14 protein-coding genes are annotated in these 15,641 nt (G+C 58.3%); 7 read left to right on the top strand and 7 right to left on the bottom strand.

Translation table 11 applies throughout. The features are described 5' to 3' along the window. Nucleotides 1-58 precede the first annotated feature (58 nt). From xylB to ACW9JC_RS22010, 3 genes are all read left to right on the top strand, one after another. Nucleotides 59-1,555 (top strand): xylulokinase, encoded by a 1,497-nt coding sequence (xylB, locus tag ACW9JC_RS22020; RefSeq protein WP_457457554.1) that lies wholly within the window; start codon nt 59-61, stop codon nt 1,553-1,555. A gap of 13 nt (nt 1,556-1,568) precedes the next feature. Beyond that, nucleotides 1,569-2,513 carry a carbohydrate kinase family protein gene (locus tag ACW9JC_RS22015; RefSeq protein WP_457457552.1) on the top strand — a complete coding sequence of 315 codons (945 nt, stop codon included), beginning with the start codon at nt 1,569-1,571 and terminating at the stop codon, nt 2,511-2,513. A 249-nt stretch (nt 2,514-2,762) separates the two neighbouring features. After that, a complete protein-coding gene (locus ACW9JC_RS22010) occupies nt 2,763-3,032 on the top strand; it encodes a DUF2790 domain-containing protein (RefSeq protein ID WP_457457550.1) in 270 nt (89 codons plus the stop codon). Nucleotides 3,033-3,100: 68 nt separating this feature from the next. Here ACW9JC_RS22010 and ACW9JC_RS22005 read toward each other — a convergent pair whose 3' ends face one another. The 4 genes from ACW9JC_RS22005 to ACW9JC_RS21990 all read right to left on the bottom strand — a co-directional run bounded on the left by ACW9JC_RS22005 (nt 3,101) and on the right by ACW9JC_RS21990 (nt 7,414). After that, nucleotides 3,101-3,373 carry a DUF1652 domain-containing protein gene (locus ACW9JC_RS22005; RefSeq protein ID WP_457457548.1) on the bottom strand — a complete coding sequence of 91 codons (273 nt, stop codon included), beginning with the start codon at nt 3,371-3,373 and terminating at the stop codon, nt 3,101-3,103. Between the two features lie 231 nt (nt 3,374-3,604). Continuing rightward, complete coding sequence (gene ilvA / locus ACW9JC_RS22000) at nt 3,605-4,618, bottom strand: threonine ammonia-lyase, biosynthetic (RefSeq protein ID WP_457457546.1); 1,014 nt, start codon at nt 4,616-4,618, stop codon at nt 3,605-3,607. Nucleotides 4,619-4,881: 263 nt separating this feature from the next. After that, the gene (locus tag ACW9JC_RS21995; RefSeq protein WP_457457544.1) at nt 4,882-5,805 is read right to left on the bottom strand and encodes a magnesium transporter CorA family protein; all 924 of its coding nucleotides are present in this window, start codon (nt 5,803-5,805) and stop codon (nt 4,882-4,884) included. 7 nt (nt 5,806-5,812) lie between these two features. Then, on the bottom strand, nt 5,813-7,414 hold the full coding sequence (locus ACW9JC_RS21990; RefSeq protein WP_457457542.1) for a RimK family protein: 1,602 nt from the start codon (nt 7,412-7,414) through the stop codon (nt 5,813-5,815). A gap of 92 nt (nt 7,415-7,506) precedes the next feature. Between ACW9JC_RS21990 and rimI the strand changes: the two genes are divergently transcribed. After that, nucleotides 7,507-8,607, top strand: a complete 1,101-nt coding sequence (rimI, locus tag ACW9JC_RS21985; protein WP_457457540.1) for a ribosomal protein S18-alanine N-acetyltransferase — start codon at nt 7,507-7,509, stop codon at nt 8,605-8,607. Between the two features lie 3 nt (nt 8,608-8,610). On the opposite strand, the gene ACW9JC_RS21980 is transcribed toward rimI, so the two are convergent. Beyond that, on the bottom strand, nt 8,611-9,762 hold the full coding sequence (locus ACW9JC_RS21980; RefSeq protein ID WP_457457538.1) for a PQQ-dependent sugar dehydrogenase: 1,152 nt from the start codon (nt 9,760-9,762) through the stop codon (nt 8,611-8,613). A 61-nt stretch (nt 9,763-9,823) separates the two neighbouring features. Next, nucleotides 9,824-10,165 carry a hypothetical protein gene (locus tag ACW9JC_RS21975; protein WP_457457536.1) on the bottom strand — a complete coding sequence of 114 codons (342 nt, stop codon included), beginning with the start codon at nt 10,163-10,165 and terminating at the stop codon, nt 9,824-9,826. A 192-nt stretch (nt 10,166-10,357) separates the two neighbouring features. On the opposite strand from ACW9JC_RS21975, the gene ku reads away from it, so the two are divergent. Beyond that, complete coding sequence (gene ku / locus ACW9JC_RS21970) at nt 10,358-11,206, top strand: non-homologous end joining protein Ku (RefSeq protein WP_338586509.1); 849 nt, start codon at nt 10,358-10,360, stop codon at nt 11,204-11,206. Between the two features lie 136 nt (nt 11,207-11,342). On the opposite strand, the gene lpxO is transcribed toward ku, so the two are convergent. Continuing rightward, nucleotides 11,343-12,242, bottom strand: coding sequence for a lipid A hydroxylase LpxO (gene lpxO, locus ACW9JC_RS21965; protein ID WP_338580782.1), 900 nt, complete (start codon nt 12,240-12,242; stop codon nt 11,343-11,345). Nucleotides 12,243-12,634: 392 nt separating this feature from the next. Here lpxO and ACW9JC_RS21960 point away from each other — a divergent pair, with 392 nt between their 5' ends. Together ACW9JC_RS21960 and ACW9JC_RS21955 are read left to right on the top strand one after the other, a co-directional pair. Beyond that, nucleotides 12,635-14,221, top strand: a complete 1,587-nt coding sequence (locus tag ACW9JC_RS21960) for an ABC-F family ATPase (RefSeq protein ID WP_457457534.1) — start codon at nt 12,635-12,637, stop codon at nt 14,219-14,221. A gap of 212 nt (nt 14,222-14,433) precedes the next feature. After that, nucleotides 14,434-15,615, top strand: coding sequence for an MFS transporter (locus tag ACW9JC_RS21955; protein ID WP_457457532.1), 1,182 nt, complete (start codon nt 14,434-14,436; stop codon nt 15,613-15,615). The last annotated feature ends 26 nt before the right edge of the window (nt 15,616-15,641 follow it).

The raw sequence follows: 15,641 nt of genomic DNA, 5'->3' as shown, positions 1-15,641 counted from the left end.
AGCGGGCTTGCCCGCGATGGGTTTCACACTGATCGACCTGATACACCAAGGATCCACCATGGCAAACCAACAATTATTCCTCGGCATCGATTGCGGCACCCAAGGCACCAAAGCCATCATCCTCGATGCTGTCAGCGGTGAAGTGCTGGGCCTCGGTGCCGCCGCCCACACGCTGATCAGTGGCGCCAATGGTCGCCGCGAACAGGATACCGGGCAGTGGCTGGATGCCTTCGCCATCGCCACCCGCCGTGCGTTGCTGGCGGCCAACGTCGATGGCCAGTCCATCCTCGGGATCGGCGTTTCCGGTCAGCAGCATGGGCTGGTGTTGCTCGATGATCAGGGCCAGGTCCTGCGTCCGGCCAAACTCTGGTGCGACACCGAAACCACCGCAGAGAACGACCGTCTGCTCGAACATCTGGGTGGCGAGAAAGGTTCGCTGGAGCGTCTCGGCGTGGTCATCGCGCCGGGCTATACCGTCTCCAAACTGCTGTGGACCAAGGAGCAACATCCAGCGGTTTTTGCCCGAATCGCCCGCATCCTTCTGCCCCACGACTACCTGAATTTCTGGCTGACCGGCCGCAGTTGCAGTGAATACGGCGATGCTTCGGGAACGGGTTATTTCAACGTGCGCACCCGACAGTGGGACTTACAACTGCTGCGCGACATCGATCCGAGCGGACGCCTGCAAGCGGCGTTGCCGGAACTGATCGATGCTCATGCAGCGGTCGGCACGATTCTGCCGAGCATTGCCGAACAGTTGGGAATCAATCCGAAGGCGCTGGTCTCCAGCGGCGGTGGCGACAACATGATGGGCGCCATCGGCACCGGCAACATCCGGCCTGGCGCGATCACCATGAGCCTCGGCTCGTCCGGCACGGTGTACGCCTATGCCGATCAGCCGACGGTCAGCCCGGATGCGTCAGTCGCCACCTTCTGTTCTTCCAGCGGCGGTTGGTTGCCTCTGATTTGCACCATGAACCTGACCAATGCCAGCGGGGTCATCCGCGAATTGTTCGACCTGGATATCGAGAGTTTCAACGCGCTGGTATCCCAGACGCCCATCGGTGCCGAAGGCGTGTGCATGCTGCCGTTTCTCAACGGTGAGCGCGTTCCCGCCCTGCCCCATGCCACCGGCAGCGTGCTGGGCCTGACCATGACCAACCTGACCCAGGCCAATCTGTGTCGCGCAGTGGTCGAGGGCACGACGTTTGGTTTGCGTTACGGGCTGGACCTGCTGCGACAAAATGGCTTACAAAGCCGCAGCATCTGCCTGATCGGCGGCGGCTCGAAAAGCCCGGTGTGGCGGCAGATCGTCGCTGACATCATGAATACGCCGGTGATCTGCACCGAACAAAGCGAAGCCGCGGCCCTCGGGGCGGCGATTCAGGCGGCGTGGTGCAAGTCCTGGGCAAACGGGCACGAGGACAGCTTGGCGGATTTGTGCGAGCGCTGCGTGAAGCTCGATCTGGCCAGTGAAACCCTGCCGATTGCAGAAAACGTACTGGCCTCCCAGCAGGCCTACGAACGCTATCAACAGCATGTCGCAACCCTTTAGAGAGCGAACAATTATGTATCTGGTGTGTGGCGAAGCGCTGTTCGATTTTTTCAGTGAAAACGACGCCAGCGGCCTGGCTTCAAAAGTGAATTTCAAGGCGATTGCCGGCGGTTCGCCGTTCAACGTCGCGGTTGGCTTGCGACGATTGGGTGTGGACGCGGCACTCTTTGCCGGTTTGTCGACTGACTACCTTGGCCGGCGTTTGCTGCAAGTGCTGCAGGATGAAGGTGTGCGCACGGACTATCTGCTGGATTTCGCCGCGCCCACTACGCTGGCGATGGTCGCGGTCGGCGCCAATGGCTCACCGCACTACAGTTTCCGTGGCGAAGGCTGTGCCGATCGGCAGTTGAAGCCGGAACATCTGCCGGAACTTGGGCCTGAGGTGCGCGGCTTGCACATCGGTTCGTTTTCGCTGGTGGTGCAACCGATTGCCGACACCTTGCTGTCGTTGGTGCGCCGGGAAAGCGGTAAACGCCTGATCAGCCTCGATCCGAACGTGCGACTCAATCCTGAGCCGAATATCGAACTGTGGCGTTCGCGGATTGCCACGCTAGTCGAGCACGCAGACCTGATCAAAGTCAGCGATGAGGATTTGAATCTGTTGTATCCCGAGCAGGATCCTGCGCGAGTCATCGACGGCTGGTTGCAGCACCGTTGTCAGTTGGTGTTCCTGACTCGTGGTGGTGAAGGCGCGACGGTGTTCAGTCGGGCGCATGGTTCGTGGTCGGTGCCGGTCAGTGCGGTGAAGATCGCGGATACCGTGGGTGCTGGCGATACTTTTCAGGCTGCATTGATTGCCTGGTTGACCGAGCAGCTACTGGATTCGGTTGAAGGTTTGCGTGAGCTGAGCCGTGAGCAGATCGAAGCGATGATGCGGTTTGCGGTTCAGGCGGCGGCGCTGACTTGCGGCAAGACCGGGCCGGATTTGCCTTATCGGCAGCAGTTGGATCTTCGCTGAGTTTAATGGCCTCATCGCGAGCAGGCTCGCTACCACAGGATTCAGGGGTGGGTGCGAAGTTCCTCGCGAAGGCATTCATCCGCCGAACGGTAGTGGCAAAGCGACAGGTGGCGTTCAGGTGAATTAACCAATGCTTAATCGTGCAGTCCAACACTTACTGGACCGCACGCCCTCAGAGCCCTCTGATGCCCAGTGCGGCAGGTTCGACAACACGTCGAGCTGACTTTAGCCTGCACTGGAGAATGCCCCATGAACACGCGCGTATTGCTCGTTTCCTCAGCCCTTGTCTGTGCCTCGTTTTCAGGTTTTGCCTTGGCTGACAACGCCTCCGCTCAACCTGCACCTTCGTACCACTACGGTATGCCATTGCACGTCGGCAAGGTGATTGCCCTGACCGAGCCCACGACCATGGACTGCGAGGTGATCACGGCAACGATGAAATACATTGATACGCAGTCGGGCCAACCCGCAGAACTCGCTTATCGAAAACTTTCTGACGCTTGCAGTTATCAGAACTGAGCTTGAACTGGCGCTGGGCCTGGCTTTTTCCAGGCCCGAAGCGTCTCGTTGGGCTTTCAATCCGTGGGCTAAAGTGCCTTGCCCACCACATGACGGTGCTCGGTCTCGACGTGATGATGCGCAAGATCGGTGCGCAGGCCGGCAATCAACTCGTGAATTTCCCGACAACTGTTCAGATGCCGTGCATCAATATCGGTGCGCAAGAGATCGATATTATCGGTCTCACCGTCAGCGTAAACCTTGACGGTCATCTTCAAGTCCGGCGACAGCTCGCACTGACAGCGTTTAGGCAAAAAACTGCTTTCGATGATGTTGCGAAGTTCCAAGGCAGAAAGAAACATGGCGACCCTCTCCTTTTTGTGAGATTGCCAATCAACTATCGACGCTGGCTCATGTGAAATCCCGGTCAGCTTGAGAACAGCTACAGCATAAAACATGCCCCGCGCTGCGCCCGGCTGTTCATCGGTAAATCAAGGATTTATGTATCTGCGCGTTAACACCGGTCATGCAATTTGCAAGAACCTCGTGAATTTTCCCTGCAATTTGCACTCACATAGTGCATTTGCATCCGCCTACATCAAGGCATCGCAGAACGCGGCGCGCTCGGCGACATACCGCAAACTGTCGAAATTGATGTTGGCGCCGGAGTCGATGGCTACGAAGGTCTGTCCCTTGATTCCGGTGCGTGCCACGTATTTCTTGATTCCGGCGACGGCCAGGGCACCTGAAGGTTCGGTGATCGAGCGAGTATCGTCGTAGATGTTCTTGATTGAGGCGCAGAGTTCATCATTGCTCACCGTCAGCACTTCATCGACGCAAAACCTGCACACTTCAAAGCCGTAAGCACCGATCTGCGCCACTGCCACGCCATCGGCAAAGGTGCCCACGGTGGGCAGGACCACTCGCTCACTGGCCTGCAGCGCTGATTGCAGGCAGGCCGAGTGCTCAGACTCGACGCCGATAATACGTACTTCAGGACGCAGGTATTTGACGTACGCCGCAATGCCCGCGATCAATCCACCACCCCCTACGGGAACAAAGATCGCGTCCAGCGCCCCTTGCTGCTGACGCAGGATTTCCATGGCGACGGTGCCCTGTCCGGCGATCACGTCGGGATCGTCGAAAGGCGAAACGAAGGTCTTGCCGGTGTACTCGGCCAACTCCAGCGCATAGACCAGGGCAAATGGAAAACTTTCGCCATGCAGCACTGCCTCGGCGCCTCGACTGCGTACGCCCAACACTTTCAACTGCGGTGTGGTCGCGGGCATGACAATCGTCGCATCGATGCCTAACTCGCGCGCGGCCAGTGCCACGCCCTGAGCATGGTTGCCCGCCGACGCAGTAATCACTCCACGAGCCCTTTGCGTAGCGCTCAGGTTCACCAGTTTGGTGTAGGCACCACGGATCTTGAAAGAAAACGTCGGTTGCAGATCTTCGCGCTTGAGCAGGATCTGGTTGCCCAGGGCTTCCGACAATGCGTGTGCCGGTTGCAGCGGGGTACGAATGGCCAGTTCGTAGACCGGCGCCGCGAGGATTTTTTTGACGTAATGCTCAAGCAGGGCTTGTTGGGCGGGCGTACTGGTCATGATCGTCTCCTGACATTGATCAGAGCCCCGAGACAGAAAATGAAAACCCGCCTCTAGGGCGGGTTGGGTGCTGCAGTCGTGAGCTAGCCCGCCAAATGAGGAATGGCGGTAATAATGCTTGGCTGGCAGCGCAATACGGTGGAAGTCATACCCGGAAATTAACCGGGCGTTGAGGGCAAGTCAATGGTCAATTTCCAGTCGATGCGCACAAAACCACTGTAGGAGCGAGCTTGCTCGCGATGACAACCTGACAGTCACCCGATTCATCTCGCCAAGCGCTTGAGCCCCACTACCATCGCCCCCGCTCCCAACATCATCGCCGTCAGAAACAACGGATACGCCACCCACCACGGCGTCCCCTCCGTCATCATGCTGAACTCGGACATACCGCCAATGCTCGCGATCAGGTTCAGCGGCAGGAACACCACGTTGATCAGCGTGAGTTTGCGCAGCAGGTTGTTCATGCTGTTGTTCATCAGGTTGCCCCGGGCATCGATGAGCCCGGAGAACACCGTCGAGTAGATTTCGGCCTGCTTGTAGCACTGGTTGTTTTCGATGATCAGATCGTCAATCAGGCCAATGGCATGGGCGCCGAAGTGTTCCTTTTCTGCATGATTACGCAGCCGGGTCAGGACCGCGCCGTTGCTGTGGATGGCGTTGATGTAATAGATCAGGCTTTCGCTGAGGTTGAACATCTGGATCAGGTGCTGGTTCTGCATCGACGCGTTGAATTTTTGCTGCAACTCGCGCGCAACCAGTTTGATCACCTTGAGGTGACCCAGGTAGTGGTGGATGTTGTTGAACAACAGATCGAGCAACACATCCAGCGGCGTGTTCAACGCCTGCCGCTTGCCGAGCCCGCTGAGCGGCGCGTCGTCGGTGGCGATCACCAGCAAACGGTCCGGGCTGAACAGCAGGCCGCAGGATGACACTTCGAACGCCAGGCTACCGGCGCCGGAGTAGTTTTCCGGGCGCTTCCAGATCAGGAACAGGTTGTCGGGGTGAAACTCGATACGCGACACCTCGTCGGGGTCCAGCGCCGAAGCCAAAGCATGCTCATCGAGTTTGAAGTGGCTGTGCAACAAGTCCCGCTCGGCGGCATCGGGATTGCTGAACAGTATGACCTCGGCGTCCAGCCGTTCAACGGAGTGCAACGCGCCGTCGGCCAATTGAAAACTCTTGATCATCGGCCGATCACCAGGCCTGGCCGCGACGTTTCAGTTCCAGTCGTCGCACGAACTCTTCCAGCACCAGTGAATACAAGTCGTCCTGCAGGTAGGCGTCTTCGATGCCGGCGTCCATGTTCGGGTTGTCGTTGACTTCGATCACCACCACTTTGTCGCCGGACTGCTTGAGGTCGACGCCATAGAGGCCATCGCCGATCAGGTTGGCCGTTTTCACCGCCAGGTCCACCACTGCCCGTGGCGCTTCGTGCACCGCCAAGGTACGACATTCACCGTTGATGTCCCGGCCCTTGGCCTTGTGGTTGTAGATCTGCCAGTGCCCTTTGGACATGAAGTACTGGCAGGCAAAGATCGGCTTGCGATTGAGTACGCCTATGCGCCAGTCGTATTCCGTGTAGAAGAACTCCTGTGCCAGCAACAGCACCGAGTGTTCGAACAGCTCGGCGGTGGCTTCGAGCAACGCTTGCTGGCTCTCGACCTTGATCACGCCCCGGGAGAAACAACCGTCGGGGATTTTCAGTACCAGCGGAAACCCAAGGCGTTCGCCCACCCGTTCGAAATCTTCCGGTCGCTCCTTGTAGAGAATTTCGGTGGCGGGCATGCCCAAGTGATGGCTCTTGAGCAGGTCGGTCAGGTAGACCTTGTTGGTGCAGCGCAGAATCGACGCCGGATCATCCATCACCACCAGCCCTTCGCTCTCGGCTTTCTTGGCGAAACGGTAGGTGTGGTTATCGACGCTGGTGGTTTCGCGGATCAGCAAGCCATCGTATTCGGCAATCCGCGAGTAATCCTTGCGCTCGATCAGTTCGACATCGATGCCCAGCGTCCTGCCGACCCTGACGAAATTATCCAGCGCCTTGGCATTGGACGGCGGCAAGGCTTCCTGAGGATCGTGCAGGATGGCCAGGTCGTAACGGGCCAATCGGCGGGATCGCGGCATGCGCCAGATCTTGCGACTGAAGTTGTCGAGGGAATGGGCGAATTGATCTTCCTGATCTTCGCGCAACTTATGCAGCGCACCCGACTTTATGCCTTCGATGTGCCAGCCGTTAGTTCTTCTAAATTCAACTAAGAGAATCGGGCAGGCAAACACTTCAAACAACTGTCGCGCCAAATCCTGTAAGGGTTCGATATTGGTCTTGCCGAAATACAGCGTCAGGGTAAAACCTTCAGTATCACTGTAAGCATGATGACTGAGGGCTTTTTCCAGCGTTTTATCCAAGTCATCCAGCGCCAGGCCGTACAAGGACTTTCGGGTCAGTTCGCTGATCGTACGCACAGACGGAATGACCTTGTGCCCACGGGCTTCAGCCAGCAGCGAGCAGTAATAACCGTGCCCCAGGTACTTGTAGCTGCGGCACAGGTTGATGACCTGCACACGCTTGCCCTGTTCGTTGTCCCGGGTTTGTTCCAGGTATTCCTGGGCCGTGACGATGTCCTCACTGGGGAAGTAGGACGCCCAGTCTTCCTTGCGTTCGACGATGATAATCAACTGGCTGGAAGTTCTGCCTTCCTCATTTAAATTAGAGTCTTTTAAATAAGTTGCAGAAGTGATTGCCGCCGGCAAAGTTTGCTCGGATACTTCGCGCCAATGACCTTGTACCGCTGACATATTGATTGATCCGTTGGTGAACAAGACCTCTCCTATTAAGCACGAAGTTTTTCGAAAGTCCCGTTTCGTTACGCAACTTTTACGGCGGTCATATGAATACGTTTTTTCGTTTGGCGTTATTGGAAGATTTACCCGCGTTGCTGCAACTGGAGGAGCAATGCTTCACCACCGATCGGCTCAACAGTCGCAGCTTTCAATGGATGATCACCCGTGCCAACGGGCAACTGCTGGTGGCCCAGCGCGATGAGCAGTTGCTGGGTTACGCCGTGGTGCTTTTCCATCGGGGTACGTCACTGGCACGCCTGTATTCGATCGCCATCGCTGCCCAGGCCCGAGGCACTGGATTGGGCAAGCAGTTGCTCGATCGCATAGAAGCCTGTGCCGTGGAGCACGATTGCGCGTATTTGCGCCTGGAAGTGCGTATCGACAACCCGGCGGCGATTGCGCTGTATGAGCGCAACGGCTACCGGCGCTTCGCGCTGATTCATGACTACTACCAGGACCATGCCGATGCGTTGCGCCTGGAAAAGCGCATCCTTCAGCACCGCGAATCACGCAACATCCAGGTGCCTTATTACCCGCAGACCACTGAATTTACCTGCGGCCCGGCCTGCCTGCTCATGGCCATGGGCGCACTGCAACGGAACCGATTGCTGGAGCGTCGCGAGGAGCTGCAGATCTGGCGCGAAGCGACGACCGTGTTCATGACCTCCGGTCACGGCGGCTGTAGCCCTCAGGGTTTGGCATTGGCTGCCTCGCGGCGCGGATTTGGAGTGCGCCTGCAACTGAGCATGGCCGGGCCGTTGTTCCTCGACGGTGTGCGCAACGAGCATAAAAAAGACGTAATGCGCCTGGTGCACGAGGAGTTCACCACACAGCTGCTTGCCAGCGACGTGGAGCGTGAAATCGGCGGGGCGTTGAATCTGCCGCGGCTGCTGGAACAGGGCGGACAGCCATTGGTGCTGATCAGCAGCTATCGCTTGACCCGCTCGAAATCACCGCACTGGGTGATCGTTACCGATTGCGACGAAGAGTTTGTCTATCTGCACGATCCCGATGTGGACCACAGCCAGCATCGCCAACCCATGGACTGCCAGCATGTGCCGGTCAGCCACGGGGAGTTCGAGAAGATGTGCAGTTTTGGCCGGGACAAACTCAGGGCGGCAGTCATCCTGTTTGCCCCGGCAACGTGATCATTATTTGAGGCCGACCTTATACAGTCCGCCATCCTCTTCATCGGTCAACACATACAAATACCCGTCCGGCCCCTGCCGCACATCGCGGATGCGCTTGTTAAGTTCGCCCAGCAAGCGCTCTTCGTGTACGACCTTGTCGCCATCGAACTGCAGGCGGATGAGTTCCTGCGTCACCAACGCACCGATGAAAACGTTTTGCTGCCAGGCCTTGAAGCGATCACCGTCGTAGAACGCCATGCCACTGAGACCGGGGGACTTTTCCCAGAAATGTCGCGGGTTGACAGTGCCCTCGGCGGTTTTTCCCTTGGCTTCCGGGATCGCCTGACCGGAATAGTTGATGCCGTGAGTGGCCAGCGGCCAACCGTAGTTTTTGCCGCGCTCAATCACGTTGATCTCGTCACCGCCCCGGGGGCCGTGCTCGTTTTCCCACAGGGTGCCGTTCCACGGGTTGAGCGCCGCGCCTTGCGGGTTGCGAACGCCATAGGCCCAGATCTCCGGACGTACACCGGCTTGGCCGACAAAGGGGTTGTCGTCCGGGATCTTGCCGTCCGGGTAGATCCGCACGATCTTGCCCTGCAATTTGTCGAGATCCTGAGCGGTCGGCCGATCGTTGTTTTCACCCAGGGTAATGAACAGATAGCCATCGCGGTCGAACACCAGTCGTGAGCCGAAATGGTTGCCAACCGAAAGCTTGGGCTCCTGACGGAAAATCACCGTGAAATCCTTGAGGGTCGTCAAATCTTCCGACAGCTGTCCCCGGCCGACCGCAGTGCCCGCCTTGTCGCCCTGCCCGCCACCCTCGGCGTACGACAGATAAATCGTGCGGTCTTGCGTGAAGTCCGGTGACAACGCCACATCCAGTAAACCGCCCTGCCCCTTGGCCCAGACCTTGGGCACGCCGTTAATGGGCGCGGAGAGTTTGCCGTCAGCCGTCACCACGCGCAGGTTGCCGGGTCGTTCAGTGACCAGCATGCCTTTGCGGTCAGGAAGAAACGCCAGCGCCCAGGGATGCTCCAGACCCTTGGCGATCGGTGTGACCTCAAGGGTGCCCTGCTCACTTCTCATGTCCTGGGTGGGCGCTGCCAGCACCGACGGCGCGGCGGTCAATAGTGCGCTGGCGCAGAGAGTGGCCAGAAGGGTTTTACGCAACATGCACGATTCCTTTTGTCATGAGGATGGACATCTGCCCTGCCGTTCAGCGACTGCGGGGGCCCTAGTTTCGAGGAGGTGGGTTGGGGATGAAGGTCGGTGAGCCGGTGGGCGCCGATCGCTGCTGGGGAGAGCGATTGCCGATGCCGCCGTTGTCGAGGGTCGGTGGACGCGGCACCGGCACGGTGTTCGGGCCACGGATGGCGGGGGCACTGGGTTGCGTGCCCTGCATGCTATTGGGATTGGCCCGGCGAATCGGGCTGTTGTAAGGATTGTTGTTGCCGCTGTTCGGCAGGTTCTGGGCGACCTGCAATGGCACACGCGGCGAACGATCCTGCGCTTGAGCCAATGGGCCGAAAATGCAGGTCATGGTGAGCAGGATGAGAGCGGAAATGTATCGTGTCATGGAACGCCTCTCTACATGCGCGTGAACAAGGTCTTCGATAGCACGCTACGCCCAGGGTTCGGTTTTGTTAACCAAAACCTCGCCCGCAAGATGTAACACGAAGTTGACCTCCCGCCGCGAGCGGGCTGCAACCCGTGGAAACTTTTGCCCGAGGCCCAGAGTCACCTGATCATCACTCGCGAGAACACGACCATGGCACGGGCAATCTGGAAAGGCGCGATCAGTTTCGGGCTGGTGCATATTCCTGTGGCGCTGGTCTCGGCGACCTCTTCGCAAGGGGTGGACTTCGACTGGCTCGACAGCCGCAGCATGGAACCGGTGGGTTACAAGCGCGTTAACAAAGTCACCGGCAAGGAAGTCACCAAGGAACACATCGTCAAAGGTGTCGCCTACGAAAAGGGTCGGTACGTGGTGCTCAGCGAAGAGGAAATCCGCTCGGCACATCCGATGTCGACCCAGACCATCGATATTTTTGCCTTTGTCGACGGCAAGCAGATTCCATTGCAGAACATCGACACACCGTACTACCTGGCGCCGGATAAACGCGGCGGCAAGGTCTACGCGTTACTGCGCGAAACCCTGATCAAAACCGAAAAAGTCGCCCTGGCCCGCGTGGTGCTGCATACCCGCCAGTACCTCGCGGCATTGATGCCGCTGGAATCGGCGCTGGTTCTGGTGAAATTGCGCTGGCCGGCGGAAGTGCGCAGCCTGGATGAACTCGCGTTGGGCCCGGACGTCACCGAGGCCAAACTGGCCAAGGGTGAACTGGACATGGCCAAACGGCTGGTACAGGACATGAGCGCCGAATGGACGCCGGAAGATTACCGGGATGAGTTTGAAGACAAGATCATGGCCCTGGTCGACAAGAAGGCCCATGAAGGCAAGATCGAGGATGTTGAGACGGATACCGGCGAAGAGGCCCGTAAGACAGCGGATGTGATTGATTTGACTGAGTTGTTGAAACGCAGTCTTGGGGGTAAGGGAGCGAGCAAAACGGTGGCCAAACCCAAACCGGCTGCAAGGAAAAAAGCCAGTAAGTGATGCGTTGGATGGGCCGGCCCTATCGCGGGCAAGCCCGCTCCCACAGGTTTCGTTGTGTGAATGAAATCGCTGTCTCACTCCGCCCACTGTGGGAGCGGGCTTGCCCGCGATGACGATTTCAGCCGTTCAACTGCTTTCAGATCAGAATGAAGACCGCCAACAAACCACCAAAAATCGCCCACTTTTCGAGGTAGTAAAGCTTGCGATTACGCTTCTTCAGCTCTTTGCCACGCAGACGAATCTTGTAGATCTTGCCAAACAGACGGTTGATGCCACCGGTCTTGTCACCCGCCTCGTTCGGCGCGCCGGCAGCCGACATCACATTGCGGCTGAACCAGCCGTTGAACGCTGCCGCCCAGCGATACTTCATCGGACGCTCGACATCGCAGAACAGAATGATGCGGTTCTGTTGGGTGGTGTTTTCCGCGTAATGAATGAAGGTTTCGTCGAACATCACCGCTTCACCGTCGCGCCAATGGTAATTCTCGCCATCGACATTGATGTAGCAACCGGCGTCGTTGGGCGTTTCCAGGCCCAGGTGATAACGGTAAGAGCCTGCATACGGATCGCGGTGACGCACCAGTTTTGAGCCCGGTGGCAACTCGGCAAACATGGCGGCCTTGATCGAGCCGATGCTCTGCACCAGTTCGGTGGTGCGCGGGCAAAGCTTCATCGCCGATGGATGGCTGTCGCCGTACCACTTTAGGTAAAAGCGCTTCCAGCCGGTTTTGAAGAACGAGTTGAAACCGACATCGTCGTATTGGTTCGAGCGCTTGATCTCGCCTGCACGCAACAGGTTTTGACCTTCCGCGCGGATTTCTTCCCAGTGGGCCTGCAACGGCGCAAGGTCGGGAAAATCCGCTGGATTGAGGTAAGGCTTGTTGGGGATCTTCGAGAACAGATAAAGGAAGCAATTGATCGGCGCCAGAAACGTCGAGTGATCGCTCAGTTGGCGGCCCAGCTTGTGGCGCACCCGACCGCGCAAGTGAACATACGCGACGGATACAACGTAGATAGCGGCAATGATGAGTTTCACGGAAATCGTCACACGTCAGAAGTGAACAAACTGCGCCCCCTGCCAGCCAGCGGCCTGCGGGTCTTGTGCAGCGTCTGAAAACGAAACAGCGGCCCCGGTGCCCGTCCGTGAGCCATGCCGGATGTCGACATCCGGTGAAAGATGGCATTTTAGTCACAGTTTGTAACCAATAGTTAACCTGTTGCAGTGAAAATCTATGGGCCGATGCTGCCAAAGCATCTCTGTGGCCTGATTGCCCTATCGTTTAAAGAGCCAGACCAGTACAATCGCCCCCAAACTTTACGTGCCTCTTCGTTGATGACGGGAAAAACCCGCTTTCAGCGCACTTTGATTCGGGTCAAGCGCGGTACTGCCGCACCCTGGCTACTCTGAATGCTTCGCAGGAAAAACCTTTGATCTCTACAGCTAACATCACGATGCAGTTCGGCGCCAAGCCGCTCTTCGAAAACGTCTCGGTCAAATTCAACGGTGGCAACCGTTATGGCCTGATCGGCGCCAACGGTTGCGGCAAGTCGACCTTCATGAAGATTCTCGGTGATGACCTAGAGCCGTCCGGCGGCCAGGTCATGCTGGAGCCGAACGTGCGTCTGGGTAAATTGCGCCAGGACCAGTTCGCCTACGAAGAATTCACCGTGATCGACACCGTGATCATGGGTCACGAAGAGCTGTGGAAGGTCAAAGCCGAGCGCGACCGCATTTATTCGCTGCCGGAAATGAGCGAAGAAGACGGCATGGCCGTGGCCGAACTGGAAACCGAGTTCGCCGAAATGGACGGCTACACCGCCGAATCCCGCGCCGGCGAACTGCTGCTGGGCCTGGGCATTCCCCTGGAACAGCATTTCGGCCCGATGTCCGAAGTTTCCCCAGGCTGGAAACTGCGAGTGCTGCTGGCCCAGGCCCTGTTCTCCGATCCGGAAGTGCTGTTGCTCGACGAACCGACCAACCACTTGGACATCAACACCATTCGCTGGCTGGAAACGATCCTCAAGGCGCGTAACAGCACCATGATCATCATTTCCCACGACCGTCACTTCCTCAACAGCGTGTGCACCCACATGGCTGACCTGGACTACGGCGAGCTGCGTCTGTTCCCGGGCAACTACGACGAGTACATGACCGCGGCGACCCAGTCCCGTGAGCAACTGCTGTCGGACAACGCCAAGAAGAAAGCCCAGATTTCCGAACTGCAAACGTTCGTCAGCCGCTTCTCGGCCAACGCCTCGAAAGCCAAGCAGGCCACTTCCCGCGCCAAGCAGATCGACAAGATCCAGCTGGCCGAGGTCAAGCCATCGAGCCGCGTGAGCCCGTTCATCCGTTTCGAACAGACCAAGAAGCTGCACCGCCAGGCCGTGACCATCGAGCAGATGTCCAAGGGCTTCGACGGCAAGATCCTGTTCAAGAACTTCAGCTTCACCGTCGAAGCCGGCGAGCGCGTAGCGATCATCGGCCCGAATGGTATCGGCAAGACCACCCTGCTGCGTACCCTGATGGGTGAACTGACCCCGGACGCCGGTTCCGTGAAGTGGACTGAAAGCGCGGAGCTGGGCTACTACGCTCAGGACCACGCCCACGACTTCGAAGACGACGTCACCCTGTTCGACTGGATGGGCCAGTGGACTCAGGGCGAGCAGATCATTCGTGGCACCCTGGGCCGGATGCTGTTCTCCAACGACGAGATCCTCAAGTCGGTCAAGGTCATTTCCGGTGGTGAACAAGGCCGCATGCTGTTCGGCAAGCTGATCCTGCAAAAGCCGAACGTACTGGTGATGGACGAACCGACCAACCACTTGGACATGGAATCCATCGAGGCGCTGAACCTGGCGCTGGAAAACTACCCGGGCACGCTGATCTTCGTCAGCCACGACCGTGAATTCGTATCGTCCCTGGCCACTCGCATCATCGAGCTGAGCCCGAATGGCGTGACCGACTTCAGCGGCACCTATGACGACTACCTGCGTAGCCAAGGCGTCGTGTTCTAAGCGTCCGTTGCAACTCAAAAGCCCTGTCCTTGTGACGGGGCTTTTTGTTTTAAAGATCAAAAGATCGCAGCCTTCGGCAGCTACAGGGTGTGCTGATCTTTGATGCAGGAGCTGCCGAAGGCTGCGATCTTTTTAATCGTTAGCCTGCTTTCTTTTATCGCAACGCCGCGCCATCATGCAGTTCTCCCACCGCCGCCCGCGAACGAGCCCTCATGTCTGCGCAGCAACAGCCACCGCAAAGCTCCATGGCGATCACCCTGCAGATCGTCTCTATCGTTTTCTATACCTTTATTGCCTTCCTCTGCATCGGCCTGCCGATTGCGGTGTTGCCGGGGTATGTGCATGAACAGCTTGGGTTCAGCGCTGTTATCGCCGGGTTGACCATCGGCTCGCAGTACCTCGCCACCCTGCTCAGTCGACCGATGGCCGGGCGTATGTCCGACAGCATCGGTACCAAACGCGCGATCGTTTATGGCTTGTTGGGGATCGTGTTGAGCGGCGGGCTGACCTTGCTGTCGACCTTGCTGCAAAGCCTTCCTTTATTAAGCCTGTTGATCCTGATCGCCGGCCGTTTGTTGCTGGGGATCGCCCAAGGCTTGATCGGGGTCGGCACCATCAGTTGGTGCATGGGCCAGGTCGGCGCAGAGCACACGGCGCGTTCGATTTCATGGAACGGGATTGCCTCCTACGGTGCGATCGCCATTGGTGCGCCATTGGGCGTGGTAATGGTCGCAGAGCTGGGCTTCGCCAGTTTGGGGATCGCGCTGTCGGTGCTGGCCCTGGCGGCGTTGCTGCTGATTCGTAACAAACCGTCGGTGCCGGTGGTGCGCGGCGAGCGCCTGCCGTTCTGGGCCGTGTTCGGGCGCATTGCGCCATTCGGGGCGAGCCTGAGCCTGGCCTCCATCGGTTATGGCACCCTGACGACGTTCATCACGTTGTACTACGTCAACCGCGGCTGGACCGGCGCGGCGTACTGCCTGACGGTGTTCGGCGTGTGCTTCATTCTGGCGCGGTTGCTGTTCATTTCCAGCATCAGCCGTTTTGGCGGATTTACCTCGGCCATTGCCTGCATGACCATTGAAACCGTTGGCCTGGTGCTGCTCTGGCTCGCGCCGTCGACCGGTTACGCCTTGATCGGTGCCGGCCTCACCGGGTTTGGCCTGTCGCTGGTGTATCCGGCGCTGGGCGTCGAGGCGATCAAACAGGTGCCCAACTCCAGTCGTGGCGCGGGCCTGAGTGCTTATGCAGTGTTTTTCGATCTGGCACTGGCGATCGCCGGCCCTTTGATGGGGGCCATTGCGCTGAACCTGGGGTATTCGTGGATTTTCTTTTGCGCGGCACTGTTGTCAGTGGCCGCGCTGGGGCTGACATTACTGCTCAAGTATCGGGCCTAGCAAAAGATCGCAGCCTTCGGCAGCTC

The sequence above is a fragment of the Pseudomonas sp. SDO5591_S426 genome (assembly GCF_054070755.1).
This window is presented reverse-complemented; position numbering and strand designations above follow the sequence as displayed.